Below are 19751 nucleotides of genomic sequence, written 5' to 3'. Positions count from 1 at the left end.
AATCCTTGCGAACTTTGCGGTTAGATCGATTCCAATAATTACTCAGTCCAAGACTTATAGTATTTTCCATCATCAAGGCCCATAGCTTCTTCCGTAACCATTAATGGTCTGAAAGTATCAACCATAACAGCTAATTCGTGGGTTTCTTTATGACCAATACTGCGTTCCATTGCGCCTGGCGCCGGACCATGCGGAATTCCTTTTGGATGTAAAGTAATATGACCTTGCTCGATATTATTACGACTCATAAAATCGCCATCAACGTAATATAATACTTCGTCAGAATCTATATTACTGTGGTTGTATGGCGCCGGAATTGCTTTTGGATGATAATCGTAAAGTCTCGGACAGAATGAACAAACGACAAAAGTGGCCGTTTCAAAAGTTTGATGTACCGGAGGCGGTTGGTGAACACGTCCCGTTATAGGTTCGAAGTTATGAATCGAAAATCCGTATGGGAAATTGTAACCGTCCCAACCCACAACATCAAAAGGATGTGTGGCATAAACCACTTCGTGAATCATGCCTTCTTTTTTGATTTTAATTAAAAAATCGCCTTTTTCGTCATGTGTTTCCAATTCGTTTGGCAAAATAAAATCACGTTCGCAAAATGGCGAATGCTCTAAATGTTGCCCCGATTGGTTTTTATAACGTTTTGGTGTGTAAAAAGGAGAATAAGATTCAACGTAAAATAGTCGGTTTTCTTCAGTCTCAAATTCGATTTGATAAATGATGCCTCTTGGAATAATTAGATAATCTCCATATTCAAACGGAATATTGCCTAACATGGTTCTTAATTTTCCTTTTCCTTTATGAATGAAAAGCATTTCATCCGCATCGGCATTTTTATAGAAATAATTCCGAAGCGATTCTTTAGGAGCTGCCAATCCAATGATGCAGTCTTTATTGACTAACATGGCTTTGCGGCTGTCCAGAAAATCGTTTTCAGGTTTCAATTCAAAACCTTTAAATAATAATGATTTTATATTTTTTCCAATTGCAATTTTGGGTTCAACCGAATAAGAGTTTAAAATTTCTTTAACCTGCGTTGGTCTGTGAACATGATATGATAATGATGAATGTCCATGAAAACCTTCAGTACCAAATAATTGTTCGTAGTACAAACCTCCGTTTGGTTTTTCGAATTGAGTGTGTCTTTTTTGAGGAAAGTTTCCGAGTTTATGATATAATGGCATGGCTTTTCTATTAGATAATTGTAAATTAGATAATTCGAAAAATTTGAATTGTGTGAACAGATAATCAGCTCAACTTTTGTGTTGACCAATTATCTCAATTCGGTAGTTTTATTCAGGATTTCTCTTGATAAGGAATTGAAGATACTCTAATAAACCTGTCCATTTTGTTTTCATTATAACAAATGTCGTAATTTTTATTGATTTAAATTATATATTTTGTCAATTATTAACGTGAAAAAAACATTAACAATATTTTTTACCGTAAAATTCTTAGATCTTTATTAAGGCAGTATTTTTAATTAACTGTATTAAAATTGGAATCCAATACTAAACCAGGTAAAACTTTTAGACATTTCAGGAGACCATGATTGTTTAATTTCGATTGGGCCAATAATTGTTTCCAGCCCATAACCTACAGCGTATCCGGAATATTTAGGCATAGAAACCCAGTCAACACTAGTGAAAATGTCATCGCCTAAATTGGCAAAATTGGCTGAAAAGTTAATGTGGTTCTTTTTTAAAATTTCGTAATCTAATGTAATGTCTCCTTTTATAAAACTATTTCCGGCAATACTTAGAAAGTCGTATCCATAAAAATAATTGAAGTTGTTGATTTTGCTGTAGCCAAAACCTCCTAGTATAAAATCGAAAAACGGAACGCTGTCACTGCCGATATTAAATCCGGCATCGGCTCCTATTTTAATAGTGGCTTTCCTGAATAAAGTTCTTGCAAAAGCAATTTCGGCTTTTGCAATCGAGAAAGGCTTAAATTGTTTTGTATAATCTGATGATGCCAGATAGGTTTGTAAATCTCCGGAAAAATATAAGCCCGTATGTGGGAAATATTTATTATCAAACGAATCGTATTTTAAATATCCAAAAAGACTGAAATAATTACTCTTTTCGATAATGTTTTCTGTGTTAGAAAGAGTTGGCGAATCTATTTTTAGGTATTTGTATTCGAGTCCGCCTCCCATTAAAAACTTTTGTACAAAGATGGTCTGAAAATAAGCCTGATTGGTAATGTCTAAAAAATCGACATTAATCAAATTTACATTTGGATTTTCTGTAGCCAGATTACTAATACTCGTTGTTACATTTCGATTAAACTGATTTAATCTTGAACGAAAACCAAAGCTGATATTGAAACCGTTTTCGACATAATAATTTAAATCATACCTGAAATTGTCACCAAGAATAATATCCAGCGATGTTACATCATTTTTCAGGAATGTTTTTTTATGGGTAAGATTCAGTAAAATACCACTTTTATAAAGTCCGTCGTAATGAAGACCAAGTTTAAGGTACGTTTGTGTTGGGTTTTCTTTTAATACCAAATCAAGATCGTCTTTTGTGCCGTCTGGTTGCAGACAATAGGAGATCGTGCTAAAGTTTTGAGTAGCATTTAAGTTGTTTATTCCTGTTTTAAGATCGTCGTATGTAATGGTACTTCCTGGTTTAAAACGAAGTTTTCCGCGAATGTATTCTCTGGTATAATTGTCTAGTTTGTCGCTATTTATTTTTTCTATTTGGATGGTATCGGTAGCAATTTTCAGTTTTGGTTTTTTATAAAAATTGTCTTCGTTTACCAATGTTTTGATTTTTTCGTAAACGGCAAAAGCGGCTTCTTCACCTTTTCTGATGATTTGTTCGCCTTTGTCAAATGAAATAACGCCATAATCACGAATGTCCGGTTTGATATAAACATCAGTGTTTTTTATTTTGTTTTTCATTTTATCAATCGACTGTAAATTGGTAATCTGAACCAATATACGCGTTGCATTTTTCAGGTTTTTTCGTTTCATTAAATCGTCCTGAACATCGACACCTATAATAATATCAGCACCCAGATTGCGAACTTCCTGGATAGGATAATTGTTTACTACACCGCCATCGACCAATAAATTGCCGTCGATTTCTACCGGAGTAAATAACGATGGGAATGCGGCACTTGCCATCATGGCCTGCACCAGATTTCCTTTGTTTAGTAAAACTTCTTCGCCGGTTTCGATATTGGTACCAATACATAAAAACGGAGTTGGAAGTTTATTGAAGTCACGTACATGACGCACGTTGCGGGTAAGACTGCTTAGTAAATTATAATTGTACATTCCCTTAGAAAGTGCCTCCGGAATCCCAACTCTAAAATTGCTAAACGGTAAAACGATGGCATATAATTCGTCATTTTTTTTGCCGTAAAAGTTTTTTGAGGAACGCGGAATGTAGTCATTAATCAATTCGTCAAAATTGGTTCTTTTAAAAATGGAATCAATTTGAGAGGCATTGTAACCTGAGGCATAAAGTCCTCCAATGATAGATCCCATACTGGTTCCGCCTATATAATCGATTTTAATTCCGGCTTCTTCGAGAACTTTTAAAACTCCTATGTGTGCAAATCCTTTTGCTCCGCCGCCACTTAAAACCAAACCAATTTTTGGTCTTTTGGCTTCGTCTTGTTTTGCCTTTTCGCTATTTTCTTGTGAAAAAGAGTTTTGTGTATTGAAAAATAAAAGTGTGAAAATCACCAGCTGTACGCCCCAGATGGAAATGCAAAACTGCGAGAGGCAAAACGATATTTTTTCCTGTAAAAAAAGAGCGACTTTAGAAGCTCCTTTTTTTACAGTAGAAAAAAATCGTTTTGACCGAGTATTTGAAATGGACAGCTGGATTGGGCGCATAAAAAATAACTAGTTGATTTTGTAAAAGTCGACAATTTTTTTGGCTTTTGATATACCAATGACATCAGATATTTCTTTTTCGGTTGCCAGTTTCAATCTTTTAACACTTTTGAAATGTTGTATTAACGTTAGCATGGTTTTTTCGCCTATACCAGGAATGCTTTCTACAGATGAATTCAGAGCCGCTTTGCTGCGTTTGTCACGATGAAAAGTGATCCCGAATCTATGCGCTTCGTTTCGTAATTGCTGAATTACTTTTAATGTTTCGGATTTTTTATCGAGATATAATGGAATAGAATCTCCGGGATAAAATAATTCTTCGAGACGTTTTGCGATCCCAATAATGGCAATTTTACCGCGTAATTCCAGTGCGTCGATACTTTTTAAGGCTGCAGAAAGTTGTCCTTTTCCTCCATCGATAATGATAAGCTGGGGCAAAGGTTCATTTTCGTCTAATAATCTTTTATAGCGGCGATAGACAATTTCGGTCATCGAAGCGAAATCGTCAGGACCTTCGACGGTTTTTACATTAAAATGGCGATAATCTTTTTTGCTGGCTTTTCCGTCTTTAAAAACTACGCAAGCCGCAACGGGATTTGTTCCCTGAATATTCGAGTTATCAAAACATTCAATGTGGCGAGGTTCAACAGGCAGTCGTAAATCTTTTTGCATTTGCGCCATGATGCGATTGGTGTGCCTGTCCGGATCTACAATTTGCAATTGTTTGAGTTGTTCGATTCTGTAAAACTTTGCGTTACGAATGGATAAATCCAGAATCTGTTTTTTATCGCCCAGTTGCGGAACGGTTGTTTTGATGTTTTCGCCCAAATTCATTTCGAACGGAACAATGATTTCTTTTGAAAGTAATTGAAAACGTTCGCGAAGTTCTATGATTGCCAGTTCTAACAATTCTTCATCGGGTTCATCGAGTTTTTTCTTGATTTCTAAAGTATGCGAACGAATGATCGATCCGTGCGAAATTTGAAGAAAGTTAACATAGGCTGCACTTTCGTCAGACACGATCGAAAAAACATCAATATTGGTTATTTTAGGGTTTACAATCGTAGATCGCGATTGGTAATTTTCGAGGATTTCTATTTTTTCTTTGATTTTTTGGGCTTCCTCAAAACGTAAATCCTGTGCGTATTGGTTCATCAATCGCTTAAAGTCTTTCATGCTTTCTTTAAAATTTCCTTTCAGGATTTCGCGGATCGCGTCAACTTGCCTTTGGTATTCTTCAAGAGGTTCAAGGCCTTCGCAAGGACCTTTGCAATTGCCAATATGATATTCCAGACAAACTTTGAATTTGCCTGAATCGATGTTAGATTTACTTAAATCATAATTACAAGTGCGTAACGGATACAATTCTTTGATTAAATCCAGAATGGTATGTACCGTTTTGAAACTGGTGTAAGGCCCAAAATATTCTGAGCCATCTTTAACCATTCGTCTGGTCAGGAATATTCTCGAAAAAGGTTCTCTTTTAATACAAATCCAAGGATAACTTTTGTCATCACGAAGCAACACATTATACCGTGGCTGCAAGGTTTTGATTAAATTATTTTCCAGCAAAAGTGCATCGGTTTCGGTAGGAACAACGATGTGTTTTATGGTTACAATTTTTCGGACCAATACATTTGTTTTGGCCGTGTCGTGAATTTTATTGAAATAAGAGGAAACCCTTTTTTTTAAATTTTTGGCTTTTCCAACATATAAGATCTTTCCCTCTTTATCATAATATTGATACACACCGGGATTGTCCGGCAAGGTTTGAATTTGAAGATCTAAAGACGGTTTTTGCATTCTGTTTTGTTTCTGAAGTATCTGTAAAGCATTTTCTAAAATCGTTTTGATTCCGGAAAAAAAGCTTAACACTGATTTAGTTTCAAATTTACGAAATCAAAAGAATAATTTCTATATTTAGATTTTATAATTCTACATGAAAAATAGTACAACCCTGGTTATTTTTGGCGAATCGATTTTGCCTGGAGAAAATAAAACAATAAATGTTGAAATTGCAAGGTTGCATACGACCACAAAGCTTAATATTCCTGTTATTGTGCGCAGGTCAAAAATTGAAGGTCCGGTAGTTTTATTCTCGGCCGGAATTCATGGCGACGAAATTAACGGAGTCGAAGTGGTACGTCAAATCATTAGCAAGAAGATTAATCGTCCTGCAAAAGGCACTATAATTTGTATTCCGATTATCAACATGTACGGTTTTGTAAATAAATCCCGCGAGTTTCCAGACGGACGTGATTTAAACCGTGTGTTCCCGGGAAGCAAAAAAGGTTCTCTTGCCAGTCGTTTTGCGTACCATATCGTTGCCGAAGTTTTGCCAATTATTGATTATGCGGTCGATTTTCATGCCGGAGGTGCCAGCAGATTTAATGCGCCGCAAATTAGGGTGACCGAAAATAATCCTGAATTGAAAATTTTGGCAGATGTTTTTAATGCTCCGTTTACGTTATATTCTAAAAATATCAATGGTTCTTTTAGGAATACTTGCGAAAAAGCAAATATAAAAATGTTGCTTTTTGAAGGTGGAAAATCATTAGATATAAATAATGTAATCGCCAATGAAGGGGTAATGGGAGTGAAGCGTTTGCTGCATTATCTAAACATGCTGGATCCTAAGCAAGTAGTTGAATATGCTAAGGAACCTTCCATTTATATTAAAAATTCGGTTTGGCTGCGCGCCAAATGTTCCGGTTTGTTGCATGATTATAATTTGATTGGTAAATATGTAACTAAAGGATCTATTCTGGCTATCATTACGGATCCGTTTGGTAAATTTGAACAGAAAGTAAAAGCGCCACATGACGGTTTTGTCATCAACGCCAATCATTCGCCTATAGTTTACGAAGGCGATGCGATTTATCATATGTCTAAAAATAGCCCCGATAATAATCCTGAAAATGCAGAAGAATAAAAAAGAATTACGCTTACACTATAAAAATCTACGAAAAGAATTTTCTCTTGATGATCTTGAGGAAAAGAGTCTGGCTGTAGCCAATAATCTAATTCAATTGCCCATCTGGGATAAAACGTATTATCATGTTTTTTTGCCTATCGAGGAACAAAAAGAAGTAAATACAGAGTATGTTTTGCATTTACTTTCGGGAAAAGATAAAGAAATTGTGGTGTCTAAAAGCGATTTTGGCACTCGCGGAATGACACATTTTTTATTAACGGATAATACCAAAATCAAAAAAAACGAATATAATATCCCTGAACCTGTAAATGGTTTGCCAGTTCCCTCAGCAACTATCGATGTGGTTTTTGTACCGCTTTTGGCTTTTGATCTTTCAGGAAATCGGGTTGGTTACGGAAAAGGTTTCTATGATAAATTTCTAGCCGAATGTAAACCGGAAACCGTCAAAATTGGTCTTTCTTTTTTTGAAGCAGAAACTGAAATAGGAGATGTTTTTGAATCTGATGTGAAGTTGGATTATTGTGTTACGCCTGAGAAAGTCTATAGTTTTTAAATCCTATAAGTTATTATAAAACTGGATGTGGTTTTTTACCGCAAAGATCGCAAAGAAATAAGGCTTAGTTTGTGATGATTTTAAGTTCGCAAAGTTTGTAATGAGAACTTATTCTGTTATAATTAAAATCTTTTTGAATTTTCACATTTTATTCTGTAGAGACGCACAGCAGTGCGTCTACGCAAATTTTGTCGACATTCTTAGATGTAGACGCACTGCTGTGCGTCTCTACGTTTGCTATAAATAAAATCCCAAATTCCAATTGTTATTAAGTTGGAATTTGGGATTTTTTATTTTAGATTTTAAAAGCGTTATTTCACTTCCTTAATAGTCGATCCATCAATCCAGCCTTCTGTTCCGTCTGTTAGTTCTACTTTTTTCCACTGTCCCACAGTTTCAGTAACGTAGACTTTTGCTCCTTCATGTAGTAATATAATGGCAGCGCCTGCTTTTTGTGGTTCGCTTCGGACTTCACTTAATTCAGCAAAAACAATCGCCGGGCGATCATTGGTAAAATGGTCCTTTTCTGTTATTCCCGCAGAAACACTCAATAACAAAGCAACTAAAAGAACAAACATTCCTATGAAATAAAGTCTTTTTGAAAGCGTAAGCTGAGAGAAATAATAGCCAATAAAACTCAATAAAAAAACAAACGCAATCGCAACAGAAATCTTTGCCCAGGTGTTATAATCAAAAATGCCTGTAAAGTTTTGAATTAATTTTGAAAAACCCACTTTAGGGATTTCCTTGATCTCGTCGATGGTTAGTTTTTTGGCAAATTTTAAATTGTTTAAAGTCTCCGGATCGTGAGGTTTTAAAACTAATGCTTTTTCATAATTGTAGATCGAAGGTGCCACTTTGTTGAGTTTGTAATAGGAATTTCCTAAGTTGAAATACAACTCCGCAGAGTGCTCCTTGTCTTCTTTAATAATGCTTTCATAAACATCAACAGCCTGTTGGTATTGTCCCTTTTGATACAAGGCATTTCCTTTCTCAAAGCTGCTTTGAGCAAAGAAAACCTGAGTGATTAATAAAAAAAGATATACTACTATGTTTTTCATTTTCCTGATTTGTAATAACATTTTCAACTTTGCGAACTTTAATTCAACGAAAGCTAAATCAATTTTCTTAGCGCACTTTGCGGTTAAAGATTAAACTAAACAATTTGTTTCTCTAATTCTGAAATGATTAAAACAGCTTTGTCATAATCCTGCTGAATCGAAGCGCTTGATGCCGGGGCATAACGGGCAAACTCACAGTTTTCTGTCAGATTAATGAAATTCTGAACTGATTCTGGATTTGCACTTCTCGACAATAATAGTTCCTGAATATTTGCCTTGCTCATTTCTGAGGTTTCGATATGCAATTTCGCTTTTAGGAAATTATGCATCGCTTTTTCTAAAGCAATATAAAATGCCTCCTTATTGTTAAGTTGCTTTTTAGCCTGAGATAAATATTTCTTGGCTAATTTGTTGTTCATTCTAATTCGGTTTCCTGTTACGTCACCATCAATTGCTTCTTTTCTTTTCTTAGCCAAAACAATGATTGGTAAAATGACGAATGGTGCGAATAACAGAAGATAATATAAATTAGAACCGTAAAAATCGTTTTTAGCAATGGCAACCAAAGTTGTTTTTGGTTTGATATATTTAAACTGTTCTGTTTTTGTAATTACATTTTTAGAGGCATTTGCTGTCGCATTTGCTTCTGCCTGCATTGGTCCGTCTAACACATCAACCATAATTTCCTGAGAAGTAATGGTTTTATAAGAACCGGTATTCAAATCAAAATAAGAAAACTGCATTGGTTTTATCGCATATTTTCCTTTGTATTGTGGTACAATAGAATACTTATCGGTAATTTTTCCTGACATTCCTGAAAGTGAAGTAGTCACCTGCTCATCATGAACCGGATCGTACATTTCTAATGCATTAGGAACAACAGGTTTTGGTAAGGTAAACAATTTCATGTTTCCGCTTCCTGAGGCACTCACGATTAAGTCCAGACTTTCTCCACTTTTAAGTGTTGTTTTAGATGGAGTAACAGTGAAATTAAATTTTCCTACCGCACCGCCAAAACCTTCTGGTTTATTAGCTTCCGGAAGTGGTCGTACATTAATGGTCTTGGCTCCGGCCGAAACTACCTTATTGTCATCTGTCAGAATCATCTGGCCGTACATGTTACGACGATCTGTTGGCAATTGTACGCCTATGTCTAATGATAGCGGTTCAATAGTTAATCTTCCTGATTTTTGAGGGTATAATATGGTTTTTTTCAGGATTACAAAATAACATCTTTGTCCCTTAAAAGTGCCTTCTTCAATCGACAATTGCTTGATGTCTATATTTTGGTTCCAGAAATCATTATACTTGGGTTTGGCCAATTCTTTAAAACCAGTTACGTTAATGTTGTTAAAGTATAATTTATAAACAACAGTAATTGGCTCATTCAAATACGGATTTGTTTTAGAAATCTCGGCTACAAGATTCAAGGTTTCATTCGGAATACCCTGTTGTCCTTGTGGTCGGCTATTGTCATAAGGGTCTCTTTCTTGTGCAACGGCATTTGTTACTACGATTTTTATAGGCTGTGTTTTATAAATCTGGCCATTGTATTCTATAGCTGCCTGCTTGATAGAAAATGTTCCTTTTTGATTAGGCTGTAAAATATAAGAATATATTTTCTGAAAAGAACTTCTACCGTTTACCCAGGACTGACTTACCTGTTGACTTGGTCCGCCTACAACTCTAAATCCGTCAAATGAAGGCTGGTCGAAGTTATCTCCATCAACATTCATGATGAAGTCAATACGGAATCTTTCGTTCAGTCCGAGCGTGTTTTTGCTTACTCTGGCTTCAAATTGAACTTGAGCCATAAGCCCTTGAAAAGTGAATAGTAATAGAATTAAATATCTTTTCATTAATTGTTTTAATCAGTTTATTGTTTGTTGTTTATAGTTTGTTGTTAACTGTTTAACGTTTTAATTTGTCTTTTTAATATTTCAATGAAGAGAAAAACCAAAAACTTTAGACCAAAAACCACAAACAAAGCATTTACCAGTCTTTTTCTGTTTTTCTAGGATTGCCTTTTACTTTTTGAGCGTTTACTTTATCCTGAATTTTCTTTTCTTCGTTGTTTACGGCATCTAATAAATTCTGGACACGGTCTTTAGAAATTCCGCCCGGCTGTGGTTTTGGTTCTCCTTTATTGTCAGACTTGTCGTCTTTTTTAGGATCATCTTTACCATCTTTTTTGTCTTTGTCTTTATCGCCTTTGTCGTCTTTCTTGTCTTTGTCCTTATCCTTGTCTTTATTTTTATCCTTGTCCTTGTCTTTATCTTTGTTTTTATCCTTGTCTTTGTCCTTATCCTTATTCTTGTCCTTGTTTTTATCGTTTTTAGGCGGATTTTCTTTAAGCTTTTGTTTGGCTAAGGCATAATTATAACGTGTTTCGTCATCGGTAGGATCGTTACGCAAAGCTTCTTTATACGCTTCGACGGCTTGCGTATAATCTTTCTCTTTCATGAAAACATTTCCTAAGTTATGGTAAGCTTTATGTTTTTCAGGTCTTGTTTTGGCGTTCTTTATGGCTTTCGCGTAAGCGAATTTAGCTTCAGAAACCTGATTTTGTTTGTAAATAGTATTTCCTAAGTTATAAGGAGCAGTAGCACGTTTTGGAAATTTTGATTCTGAAATTCTGTAATTGGCTTCAGCGTCAATAAATTTATTCTGCTTATATTCTTCATTGGCATCAGGCAATGTCTTATCTTTCTCCTGAGCTGAAACCGCCAAAGAGAACGTTAGTAAAATATAAAGAAGTAAATTTTTCATTCTAATGTTTTATGTTTTTTAGTTTGCCACGAATTACACCAATTCTCACTAATTAATTCTTTGTGTTTAAATTACGAATAGAATCTAAACAATTTGATTCGTGTAAATTCTGGTAATTAGCTGCTAACTTTATTATTTCTTTTCGTTAAATAAATTCAACTCTTTTATCCAATTTGTTTTTCTTTCTAAAAGGAAAATATCCACAAACAATAATAAGAAGGCAAAGCCAATGAACCACTGAAACTGCGATTGAAAATCGGCCATTTGTGTCGCTTCGAATTCTGTTTTTTGTATGTTGTTTAAAGCATTTTTGATGTATTCTAAAACTTCCTTAGTGCTTCCGCCATATACATAACCTCCTTTTGTAGCTTTTGCAATGGTTCTTAATCCTTCCTGATTTAGTTTTGTAATAACAGTTTGTCCGTTTTGATCTTTTTGATAGTTTCTGACTACGCCATTTTCTTTTAATGGAATTGTGCCTCCTTTTTCTGTTCCAACACCAATCGTAATGATTTTCATTCCCATTTTATTGGCCTCTTCCGCTGCTGCTGAAGCTCCTTCAGAATGGTCTTCTCCATCAGAAATCAAAATCAATAATTTGCTGGTTTTGCTTTTTTCATCGAAATAAGTCGATGATAATCTAATGGCTTCATCAAGCGAAGTTCCTTGTGATGAAACCATATCAGGAGTCATACTTTGCAGGAACATTTTGGCAACACTATAATCTGATGTGATCGGCAAAACCGGAAAAGCACTTCCTGCGTATGCTACGATTCCAATTCTGTCACTTCCTAAATTATTGATGATTTGCGAAACCAGTTGTTTACTTTTTTCTAAACGACTTGGTGCAACATCTTCGGCAAGCATACTTTTAGAAACGTCGACAGCAAAAACGATATCAATACCTTCGCGTTTTACGGTTTCCATTTTTGTTCCAATCTTCGGATTCACTAAACCGATAATTAAAGAGGCAAGTGCCAAAAGTATTACCGATAATTTTAAAACAGGTTTAAAAACAGATCTTTCCGGGCTTAGTCTTTTCACCATTTCGAGATCACCAAATTCGCGCTGTTTTTTTCTTTTCCAATACATATTGAAAAGGAAAATACACACCACAATTGGGAGTAATAATAAAAGATATAAATATTTTTTTTCGTCTAATTCCATTTTTAGTTCTAGTTTTCAGTCGCAGTTTTCAGTCGCAGTTTCAGCTGTAAACTGTAAACCGTGACTGCGACTAAAATATTATATAAAGCTTCTGTAAACTGTATTTCTTAAACCAACTTCTAACAATAATAAAAAGGCAGCCAATAAAACAAATCCTCTGTATTTTTCGTCGTAATCATAGAATTTTAATTCCTGGATTTCAGTGGTTTCTAATTTATTAATCGCGTTGTATATTTCGGCTAATCGATCATTACTTGTTGCTCTAAAATAAGTTCCATCGGTTTTACGGGCAATATTTTTCATTAATTGTTCGTCGATTTCAACTTTTTGCATTTTATATAAAAAACCTCCGTTTGGTGCATAAGCATAAGGAGATTCGGCCATTCCGTTAGTACCAATACCAATTGTGTATACTTTTATGCCGTATTGTTTTGCTATGTCTGATGCAGTTTCAGGCTCAATAAACCCGGCATTATTCACCCCATCGGTCATTAAAATAATAACCCGGCTTTTTGCTTTACTATCTTTCAGGCGGTTTACGGCAGTTGCCAATCCCATACCAATTCCGGTTCCGTCTTGTAAAACTGTATCGTATTTAATGCTTTTAATAGCTTCAAGAATAATAGCTTTATCACTTGTAACAGGTGTTTTTGTATAGGCTTCAGAAGCGTATAAAACCAGTCCAACTCTGTCATTAGGTCTTTCCCCAACAAAATCTGCAGCTACTCTTTTTAAAGCTTCCATACGGTTTGGCTTTAAATCCTTTGCCAGCATACTTCCAGAAACGTCGATCGCCAAAACAATATCAATTCCTTTAGTTGTTTTAGTCTGACTGCTAATGTCAACCGTTCTTGGTCTGGCCAAAGCTATAATTAAGGAGCTTAGTCCTAAAATTCTAAAAACGTATAAAGCAGGTTTTAATTTCGTTAGCAACGATTCGCTGTTTTTAAAACCCTGAGTCGAACTCATTTTTAAAGTAGCCGATTGCTGGTTGCGTTTCCAGAAAAACCAAGCTATTGCAATTGGGATTAGTAGAAACAACCAAAAAAATTCCGGATTTAAAAAAGTTATTTTATTCATTAGTTACTCGCTTTTCTAAGTTCAACAGAATTTAAAATTCGGGTTGCAATATCGTTTCCGTATGTGTCACCTTCTTCATGCAAAATCATAATTTGTTGTAATCCCTGATCTTGTTTGAATAATAAAATCTCGTAATAGGCTTTTGTGCTCGTTTTATCAACCGGATTTAAAATCGACATTGTTCCGTATCCTTTTAATCCCTGAACACCTTCATTGGTTTGAAAATCTTCTTGTTTTACAATAATATTTTGTCCGCCCTGTGCTTCAATTATTTTTAAAGTACCTTCTAAAGTTTTTGCTAAATCAAGTTCTACAGGATTTTTGAATTTACTTGTCGAAACGGTAATATAAAAGTTGTCGATCATGCTTCCGTATGAAAACAGTTGCATTTCCTTAATCAACGCCATAGTTTCTTTCGGAAGTACTTTTTGAGTATCCATACGTTTTAAAACCTTTGGAGTTTCAATTAAAACACCAGGATTTCCGTATTCACTTTTTACCCATTGACCTTCTAATAACTCTTTGGTTGGATGCCCAATCAAATTATCTTTTACAAATTTGAAACCTTTGGTCACAATAAAAAATGCCGTAGTCGCAATTAATAAAAACAAAACAGTTCCTACTGCAATAGCAATACGTTTGTTGCGTTTTTTTAATAACTGCTGTTTAATTTGTTTTTGTCTTTGCGCTTCATTCAGTAATTGATCTTCTTCTTCGGCAGGAACTTCTGTTGGAATTGCATTATCCAGCGTTAAAATTACTTTCTGAATTTTATTTCTGTCATCGGTAATTTCAAAATCAAGCGGTTTCGATTTAGCAAATTTTACTAAATCGGCCTGGCGTAAAACACGTTCCAGATTCTCAACAGTTTCAGGAGTTAAGGTCATCTTCTTTTTGGTTGATGCCGTTCTGATCGCCTGAATCAATTCAGAAGTAGTACTTTCCATTGCCGGAATATGAATCGCTTCTTCGATATAATTACGGGCAATATCTGTTAATTCGCTATAATATTCTTTGATTTCTCCTTTTTGAACAAGCTCTTTTTGTTCCAGGTTGTTTAGTAAACTTGTGGCTTTTTCGATAGGAGTTTTATAAACCTCTTCTTCAATTTTCTTTTGTTGGCGTTTCTTAACAAACCAATAAACGAAAGCTCCAATTCCAAGAATGATTATTAAACCTAAAACATATTTCCACCAATCACCAATTCCGTTATCAACAGCAGTAATGTCTTTGATATCGTACATTTTTTGCTGTAAAGTATCCACTTTTACACTGGCAACTTCAACACGGATAGAATCTGTTAAGAAAGGTTTTTTATCAATTAAAATTTTAATACTCGGAATAGTATATTTCCCGGAATCAAATTGCGTTAAACCATATTTTTTGATTAATTCGTAAGTGTCATTTTTCTTCACCGTGTCAATTGGATACGACTGAATTACTTCAAGAGGACCAATGTTTTTTAATTTCGGAAAAACAACTTTCGACTTTGAGCTCACAACCGTTTTAAGTGTTAGCTTAAACTCCGCCCCAATTTTATTTTTTGTTGTATCAATGCTCGTCTCTACTTGTTTTTGCTGGGCAAAAATAGATGAGGAAAGTAAAAATAAAAATATGTAAAACTTTAATTTCATTTGATTTTGTTTTCAGATTTTAGTCTAAAACGAATGTTTAAATATGGCACACGGATGACGCGGATGGCACAGATTTAAGCGGATTTTTATTTATATAATGTTAAGCAGAAATCAATAATTTATAAATCTTTAGAAAAAATCTAAAATCTATCCCGATAGCTATCGGGACTGCAATGTAAAATTATATTTATCTTGACTTGAAATACCCCAGTAATTTAGTCACATAGTTTTCATCAACTCTTGTGTTTACAACTCCAGCTCCGGATTTACTAAAAATATCTTTGAAATAATTAACTCTTTCCTGATAGTGTTTTTCGTAATTCATTCGCACGGTTTTTGAACCTGTATTTACCAATTGAATTTTTCCCGTTTCAGCGTCGAGCATAGATACCATTCCTAAATTTGGAATTTTTTCTTCACGAATATCGTAAACCCTAACACCGGTAATGTCGTGTTTTTTAGACGCAATCTTCAAAGTCTGCTCATAATTTTCAGACATAAAATCAGAAATCACGAAGACAATCGCTTTCTTTTTCTGGGTTCCTGATAAAAATTTTAAAGCAGCTCCAACATCTGTTTTCTGGCTTTTTGGTTCAAATTCGATCAGTTCACGAATGATTCTCAAAACGTGGGAACGACCTTTTTTTGGCGGAATATACAATTCTACATTATCAGAAAATAATATTAAACCAATTTTGTCATTATTTTGTGTAGCCGAAAAAGCCATCGTTGCCGCAATTTCGGTGACGATGTCTTTTTTAAATTGACTTTTAGAACCAAAACCCTCTGAACCTGAGATGTCAACCATTAAAACCATGGTCAATTCGCGTTCTTCTTCAAAAACTTTTACGTGGGCTTCGTTATAGCGTGCAGTTACATTCCAATCGATGTTACGAATGTCATCGCCATATTGGTATTGACGTACTTCACTAAAAGTCATCCCTCGTCCTTTAAATGAAGAGTGATATTCTCCCGAAAAGATGTGATTGCTCAGTCTTTTGGTTTTGATTTCTATTTTCCGTACTTTTTTTAAAAGCTCTTTTGTATCCATTTCTTTAGTTTTCAGTCGCAGTTTTCAGTCGCAGTTACTTGTAATATGTTCACTGTGACTGAAAACTGAAAACTATTTTTAAGGTACTTCAATCTCGTTTACGATTTTGTTGATAATGTCTACAGAAGTAATGTTTTCGGCTTCAGCCTCATATGTTATCCCAACTCTGTGACGTAAAACATCATGTACAACTGCACGAACATCTTCTGGAATTACATAACCACGACGTTTGATGAAAGCGTAACATTTTGCTGCAACAGCTAAATTGATACTTCCACGTGGTGATGCTCCAAAACTAATAAGAGGTTTTAGGTCGGCCAATTTGTACTTCTCTGGATAACGAGTAGCAAATATGATATCTAAAATATATTTTTCGATTTTTTCATCCATGTAAACTTCACGAACCGCTTCTTGTGCACGTAAAATTTGTTCTACAGAAACTACAGCATTTACTTTTTCGTAAGTTCCTTTTAAGTTTTGACGAATTACAAAACGCTCTTCATCAATTTTTGGATAGTCAATTACCGTTTTTAGCATAAAACGATCGACTTGCGCTTCCGGAAGCTGGTATGTTCCTTCTTGCTCAACCGGGTTTTGAGTTGCCAGTACTAAAAACGGACGATCTAGTTTGAAAGTCGTGTCGCCAATAGTTACTTGTTTTTCCTGCATCGCCTCCAAAAGTGCCGATTGAACCTTTGCCGGAGCACGGTTAATCTCATCGGCAAGGACGAAATTTGCGAAGATTGGCCCTTTTTTGATAGAAAACTCGTTTGCTTTTATGTTGTAAATCATCGTTCCAACGACATCGGCAGGTAATAAGTCAGGTGTAAACTGAATACGACTGAACGAACCTTGTACTGCTTGAGACAAAGTATTTATGGCTAAAGTTTTTGCTAATCCGGGAACACCTTCAAGCAAAATATGCCCTTGTCCCAAAAGTCCAATTAGTAAACGCTCGACCATATGTTTCTGGCCCACAATAACTTTGTTCATTTCCATTGTAAGAAGGTCTATAAAAGCACTTTCTCTTTCAATTTTTTCATTTATCGCTCTAATGTCTAAAGTCGTTGTATTTTCTTCCATATAAATATTTTTAAAACCTTGATTTCTATGCGTAGCTTTTGAGAGTGCAAATTGAATATTTTTTGAGAAGTAAGATGTTAAAGAATGGTTAAAACTTCGACCAATGACCTAATTTTAAGGACTAATTGTGAATCTATTTTTATATTTTTAAGAACTTTGGTGATTATGCTTCAGAAAAGCATATTTATTACCAAAAATAACGCAATGAAACCATGAGTAAAACAGCATTATCGCCCATAATTTCGGGCACTATGAATTGGGGAGTTTGGGATAAAAACCTTACAACTAAAGAAATGGAAAACCTGATACAACTTTGTATCGAAAACAAAATTACAACTTTTGATCACGCAGATATTTACGGATCGTATACCACAGAAGCTGATTTTGGAAAGGCATTTCACAACAGCAAAATCTCAAGAGAGAAATTACAATTAATTACCAAATGCGGAATTCAGATGATAGCCGAAAGCCGCCCAAACAAAATCAAACATTACGATTACTCCAGGGATTATATTGTTTGGTCAGTTGAAGAATCATTAAAAAAACTAAAAACAGATTATGTTGATGTTTTTTTATTGCACAGACCAAGTCCATTAATGCAAGCTGATGAAATTGCAGAAGCTGTTGAAAAATTAAAAGCAGAAGGAAAAATTATCGATTTCGGACTTTCGAATTTCACGAGTTCTCAAACCGAATTGATTCGTCAGAAAACAGAAGTAAGCTACAATCAGGTACAATTTTCGGCAACGAATTTTGAACCAATGGTTGACGGAAGCTTTGATTACATGCAAACCCACGGAATTCGTCCGTTGTCATGGAATCCGCTTGGTAATGTTTTTAGAGAAGATACTAAAAAAACACGTCGTTTGAAAAAACTGCTTGCTGATTTGGTTAAAAAATACGGTTTTGGATCAGATACACTTTTGCTTGCCTGGATTTTAAAACATCCGTCAGCAGTTATTCCGATTGCAGGAACAGTAAATATTGCCAGAATTCAATCGCTGATGAAAGCCGTTGAATTAGAAATGGACAAAGAAGACTGGTTTGCCATCTGGACAGAAAGCAGAGGTGAAGAAGTTGCTTAAACCTTTGATCATATAATGATACGATTAGAAAAATTCGATGCAGGGTTTTATACGCAATTGATTGATAGTATAAAAGATGCTCGCGAGTTGATGCAATTTGCAGGACCGGAATTTACTTTTCCTTTAACCGAAAAACAGATAGAAAAATCACTTTCGAATAAAAACAGGATTGCTTTTAGAATTGTAACTATTTTTGATGATTCGACTATCGGGCATTGTGAAATTTGTTTTAAAGACAATTTTGCAAATCTGGGAAGAATTTTGATTATGGATGAAAACATTAGAGGAAAAGGAATTGGAAAACAAATAGTGACTTTGCTTCTGGAATTTATTCTCGAAAATAGTAAGCAAAGAAATGTTGAGCTAAATGTTTTTGATTTTAATACTGGAGCAATCAAATGCTATGAAAAGATTGGTTTTGTCATTAATCCTGATAAAAAGTTTGTTAGGGAAATGGATGATGAAACCTGGACCGCTCTAAATATGAAATTGAATTTAGACAATTGGATCAGGAAAGATTGAAAAATTTTTGCCACAGATTAAAAGATTCTCACAGATTATAAATCATTTTAATCCATTTAATCTGTGGCAAAAAACTTTTAAAATAAAAATAGTAGAATGAAAAAAACAGTTTTAATTACTGGAGCCACAAGCGGAATTGGTAAAGCAACCGCTCAAATCATGGCAAAAAATAACTATAAAGTGGTGCTTTGCGGAAGACGTAAAGACCGTTTGGCCGAACTTGAAAAAGAACTTTCGGCTTTTACCGAAGTACATTCTTTGTCATTTGATGTCAGAGATAAAAAGGATGTTCTGGAAAGTATTAATTCTTTGCCGGAAGTATTCTCAGATATCGATGTCTTGATCAATAATGCCGGAAATGCACATGGTTTAGACCCTATTCAAACCGGAGATTTAGACGATTGGGATGCGATGATTGATATTAATGTTAAAGGACTTTTGTATGTTTCGAAGGCAGTAATTCCAAAAATGACAGCCAAAAATTCCGGACATATTATCAATATTGGTTCAACAGCTGCCAAAGAAGTGTATCCAAACGGCAATGTATATTGCGGAACAAAACATGCCGTTGACGCAATTACAGCCGGAATGCGAATTGATTTGAATCCGTTTAGTATTAGAGTAGGAGCAATTCACCCCGGAATGGTCGCAACAGAGTTTAGTGAAGTTCGTTTTAAAGGTGATGTCGAAAGAGCATCGAATGTCTATAAAGGTTTCGATCCGTTGCAGGCTGAAGATATTGCTGATATTATTCACTTTGTAGTGTCAAGACCGTATCATGTAAATATTGCTGATTTGGTGGTGATGAGTACCGCGCAAGCGTCGTCGACAATTGTTAAGAGAGGATAACTTAGATTTTTAGACTAACTTAGACTTCTTAGATTTAAACAATCAAAATAATCTAAGAGGTTTAAGATTTAAATGTTCAATAATCTAA

The 19751-nt window shown here is 34.9% G+C and carries 16 protein-coding genes; 5 read left to right on the top strand and 11 right to left on the bottom strand.

Going from position 1 to position 19751, the window contains the following annotated elements:
* Positions 1 to 38: 38 nt before the first annotated feature.
* The 3 genes from FLP_RS06615 to uvrC all read right to left on the bottom strand — a co-directional run bounded on the left by FLP_RS06615 (position 39) and on the right by uvrC (position 5677).
* The gene (locus tag FLP_RS06615; RefSeq protein ID WP_065448723.1) at positions 39 to 1196 is read right to left on the bottom strand and encodes a homogentisate 1,2-dioxygenase; all 1158 of its coding nucleotides are present in this window, start codon (positions 1194 to 1196) and stop codon (positions 39 to 41) included.
* A 308-nt stretch (positions 1197 to 1504) separates the two neighbouring features.
* The gene (locus tag FLP_RS06610; RefSeq protein WP_083195806.1) at positions 1505 to 3874 is read right to left on the bottom strand and encodes a patatin-like phospholipase family protein; all 2370 of its coding nucleotides are present in this window, start codon (positions 3872 to 3874) and stop codon (positions 1505 to 1507) included.
* A gap of 9 nt (positions 3875 to 3883) precedes the next feature.
* Positions 3884 to 5677: an excinuclease ABC subunit UvrC gene (gene uvrC, locus FLP_RS06605; protein ID WP_065448801.1), complete on the bottom strand. Its 1794-nt coding sequence runs from the start codon at positions 5675 to 5677 to the stop codon at positions 3884 to 3886.
* A gap of 136 nt (positions 5678 to 5813) precedes the next feature.
* Here uvrC and FLP_RS06600 point away from each other — a divergent pair, with 136 nt between their 5' ends.
* Together FLP_RS06600 and FLP_RS06595 are read left to right on the top strand one after the other, a co-directional pair.
* Entirely contained in the window at positions 5814 to 6806 is a 993-nt protein-coding gene (locus tag FLP_RS06600) for a succinylglutamate desuccinylase/aspartoacylase family protein (protein WP_065448722.1), read from the top strand.
* The gene (locus tag FLP_RS06595) at positions 6793 to 7362 is read left to right on the top strand and encodes a 5-formyltetrahydrofolate cyclo-ligase (protein ID WP_065448721.1); all 570 of its coding nucleotides are present in this window, start codon (positions 6793 to 6795) and stop codon (positions 7360 to 7362) included. Before FLP_RS06600 ends, FLP_RS06595 begins: the two co-directional genes overlap by 14 nt.
* A gap of 311 nt (positions 7363 to 7673) precedes the next feature.
* On the opposite strand, the gene FLP_RS06590 is transcribed toward FLP_RS06595, so the two are convergent.
* From FLP_RS06590 to FLP_RS06555, 8 genes are all read right to left on the bottom strand, one after another.
* Entirely contained in the window at positions 7674 to 8423 is a 750-nt protein-coding gene (locus tag FLP_RS06590; protein WP_065448720.1) for a tetratricopeptide repeat protein, read from the bottom strand.
* Positions 8424 to 8518: 95 nt separating this feature from the next.
* Entirely contained in the window at positions 8519 to 10282 is a 1764-nt protein-coding gene (locus FLP_RS06585) for a BatD family protein (protein ID WP_065448719.1), read from the bottom strand.
* A gap of 133 nt (positions 10283 to 10415) precedes the next feature.
* The gene (locus FLP_RS06580) at positions 10416 to 11192 is read right to left on the bottom strand and encodes a tetratricopeptide repeat protein (protein WP_065448718.1); all 777 of its coding nucleotides are present in this window, start codon (positions 11190 to 11192) and stop codon (positions 10416 to 10418) included.
* 132 nt (positions 11193 to 11324) lie between these two features.
* Positions 11325 to 12359 (bottom strand): vWA domain-containing protein, encoded by a 1035-nt coding sequence (locus FLP_RS06575; RefSeq protein ID WP_065448717.1) that lies wholly within the window; start codon positions 12357 to 12359, stop codon positions 11325 to 11327.
* Positions 12360 to 12437: 78 nt separating this feature from the next.
* A complete protein-coding gene (locus FLP_RS06570) occupies positions 12438 to 13439 on the bottom strand; it encodes a vWA domain-containing protein (RefSeq protein ID WP_065448716.1) in 1002 nt (333 codons plus the stop codon).
* Positions 13439 to 15073 (bottom strand): hypothetical protein, encoded by a 1635-nt coding sequence (locus FLP_RS06565; RefSeq protein ID WP_065448715.1) that lies wholly within the window; start codon positions 15071 to 15073, stop codon positions 13439 to 13441. Before FLP_RS06565 ends, FLP_RS06570 begins: the two co-directional genes overlap by 1 nt.
* Before the next feature lie 187 nt (positions 15074 to 15260).
* Positions 15261 to 16124: a DUF58 domain-containing protein gene (locus tag FLP_RS06560; protein ID WP_065448714.1), complete on the bottom strand. Its 864-nt coding sequence runs from the start codon at positions 16122 to 16124 to the stop codon at positions 15261 to 15263.
* A 78-nt stretch (positions 16125 to 16202) separates the two neighbouring features.
* A complete protein-coding gene (locus tag FLP_RS06555) occupies positions 16203 to 17207 on the bottom strand; it encodes an AAA family ATPase (protein ID WP_059116622.1) in 1005 nt (334 codons plus the stop codon).
* Positions 17208 to 17419: 212 nt separating this feature from the next.
* On the opposite strand from FLP_RS06555, the gene FLP_RS06550 reads away from it, so the two are divergent.
* The 3 genes from FLP_RS06550 to FLP_RS06540 all read left to right on the top strand — a co-directional run bounded on the left by FLP_RS06550 (position 17420) and on the right by FLP_RS06540 (position 19663).
* Complete coding sequence (locus tag FLP_RS06550) at positions 17420 to 18292, top strand: aldo/keto reductase (protein ID WP_065448713.1); 873 nt, start codon at positions 17420 to 17422, stop codon at positions 18290 to 18292.
* Between the two features lie 15 nt (positions 18293 to 18307).
* Positions 18308 to 18814, top strand: a complete 507-nt coding sequence (locus tag FLP_RS06545; protein WP_065448712.1) for a GNAT family N-acetyltransferase — start codon at positions 18308 to 18310, stop codon at positions 18812 to 18814.
* Positions 18815 to 18910: 96 nt separating this feature from the next.
* On the top strand, positions 18911 to 19663 hold the full coding sequence (locus FLP_RS06540) for an SDR family NAD(P)-dependent oxidoreductase (RefSeq protein WP_065448711.1): 753 nt from the start codon (positions 18911 to 18913) through the stop codon (positions 19661 to 19663).
* Positions 19664 to 19751 lie beyond the last annotated feature (88 nt).

This window comes from Flavobacterium piscis, assembly GCF_001686925.1.
Classification (GTDB): domain Bacteria; phylum Bacteroidota; class Bacteroidia; order Flavobacteriales; family Flavobacteriaceae; genus Flavobacterium; species Flavobacterium piscis.
Note: the sequence above shows the minus strand (reverse complement) of the source record. Positions and strands in the feature narration are given on the sequence as shown.

Excerpts from the sequence above, each read along its gene's own strand:
- FLP_RS06575 (WP_065448717.1), bottom strand. The coding sequence starts at position 12,359 with ATGGAATTAGACGAAAAAAAATATTTATATCTTTTATTATTACTCCCA.
- uvrC (WP_065448801.1), bottom strand. The coding sequence starts at position 5,677 with ATGCAAAAACCGTCTTTAGATCTTCAAATTCAAACCTTGCCGGACAAT.
- FLP_RS06550 (WP_065448713.1), top strand. The coding sequence starts at position 17,420 with ATGAGTAAAACAGCATTATCGCCCATAATTTCGGGCACTATGAATTGG.
- FLP_RS06580 (WP_065448718.1), bottom strand. The coding sequence starts at position 11,192 with ATGAAAAATTTACTTCTTTATATTTTACTAACGTTCTCTTTGGCGGTT.
- FLP_RS06610 (WP_083195806.1), bottom strand. The coding sequence starts at position 3,874 with ATGCGCCCAATCCAGCTGTCCATTTCAAATACTCGGTCAAAACGATTT.
- FLP_RS06545 (WP_065448712.1), top strand. The coding sequence starts at position 18,308 with ATGATACGATTAGAAAAATTCGATGCAGGGTTTTATACGCAATTGATT.
- FLP_RS06555 (WP_059116622.1), bottom strand. The coding sequence starts at position 17,207 with ATGGAAGAAAATACAACGACTTTAGACATTAGAGCGATAAATGAAAAA.
- FLP_RS06590 (WP_065448720.1), bottom strand. The coding sequence starts at position 8,423 with ATGAAAAACATAGTAGTATATCTTTTTTTATTAATCACTCAGGTTTTC.
- FLP_RS06595 (WP_065448721.1), top strand. The coding sequence starts at position 6,793 with ATGCAGAAGAATAAAAAAGAATTACGCTTACACTATAAAAATCTACGA.
- FLP_RS06565 (WP_065448715.1), bottom strand. The coding sequence starts at position 15,073 with ATGAAATTAAAGTTTTACATATTTTTATTTTTACTTTCCTCATCTATT.
- FLP_RS06600 (WP_065448722.1), top strand. The coding sequence starts at position 5,814 with ATGAAAAATAGTACAACCCTGGTTATTTTTGGCGAATCGATTTTGCCT.
- FLP_RS06560 (WP_065448714.1), bottom strand. The coding sequence starts at position 16,124 with ATGGATACAAAAGAGCTTTTAAAAAAAGTACGGAAAATAGAAATCAAA.
- FLP_RS06540 (WP_065448711.1), top strand. The coding sequence starts at position 18,911 with ATGAAAAAAACAGTTTTAATTACTGGAGCCACAAGCGGAATTGGTAAA.
- FLP_RS06615 (WP_065448723.1), bottom strand. The coding sequence starts at position 1,196 with ATGCCATTATATCATAAACTCGGAAACTTTCCTCAAAAAAGACACACT.
- FLP_RS06570 (WP_065448716.1), bottom strand. The coding sequence starts at position 13,439 with ATGAATAAAATAACTTTTTTAAATCCGGAATTTTTTTGGTTGTTTCTA.
- FLP_RS06585 (WP_065448719.1), bottom strand. The coding sequence starts at position 10,282 with ATGAAAAGATATTTAATTCTATTACTATTCACTTTTCAAGGGCTTATG.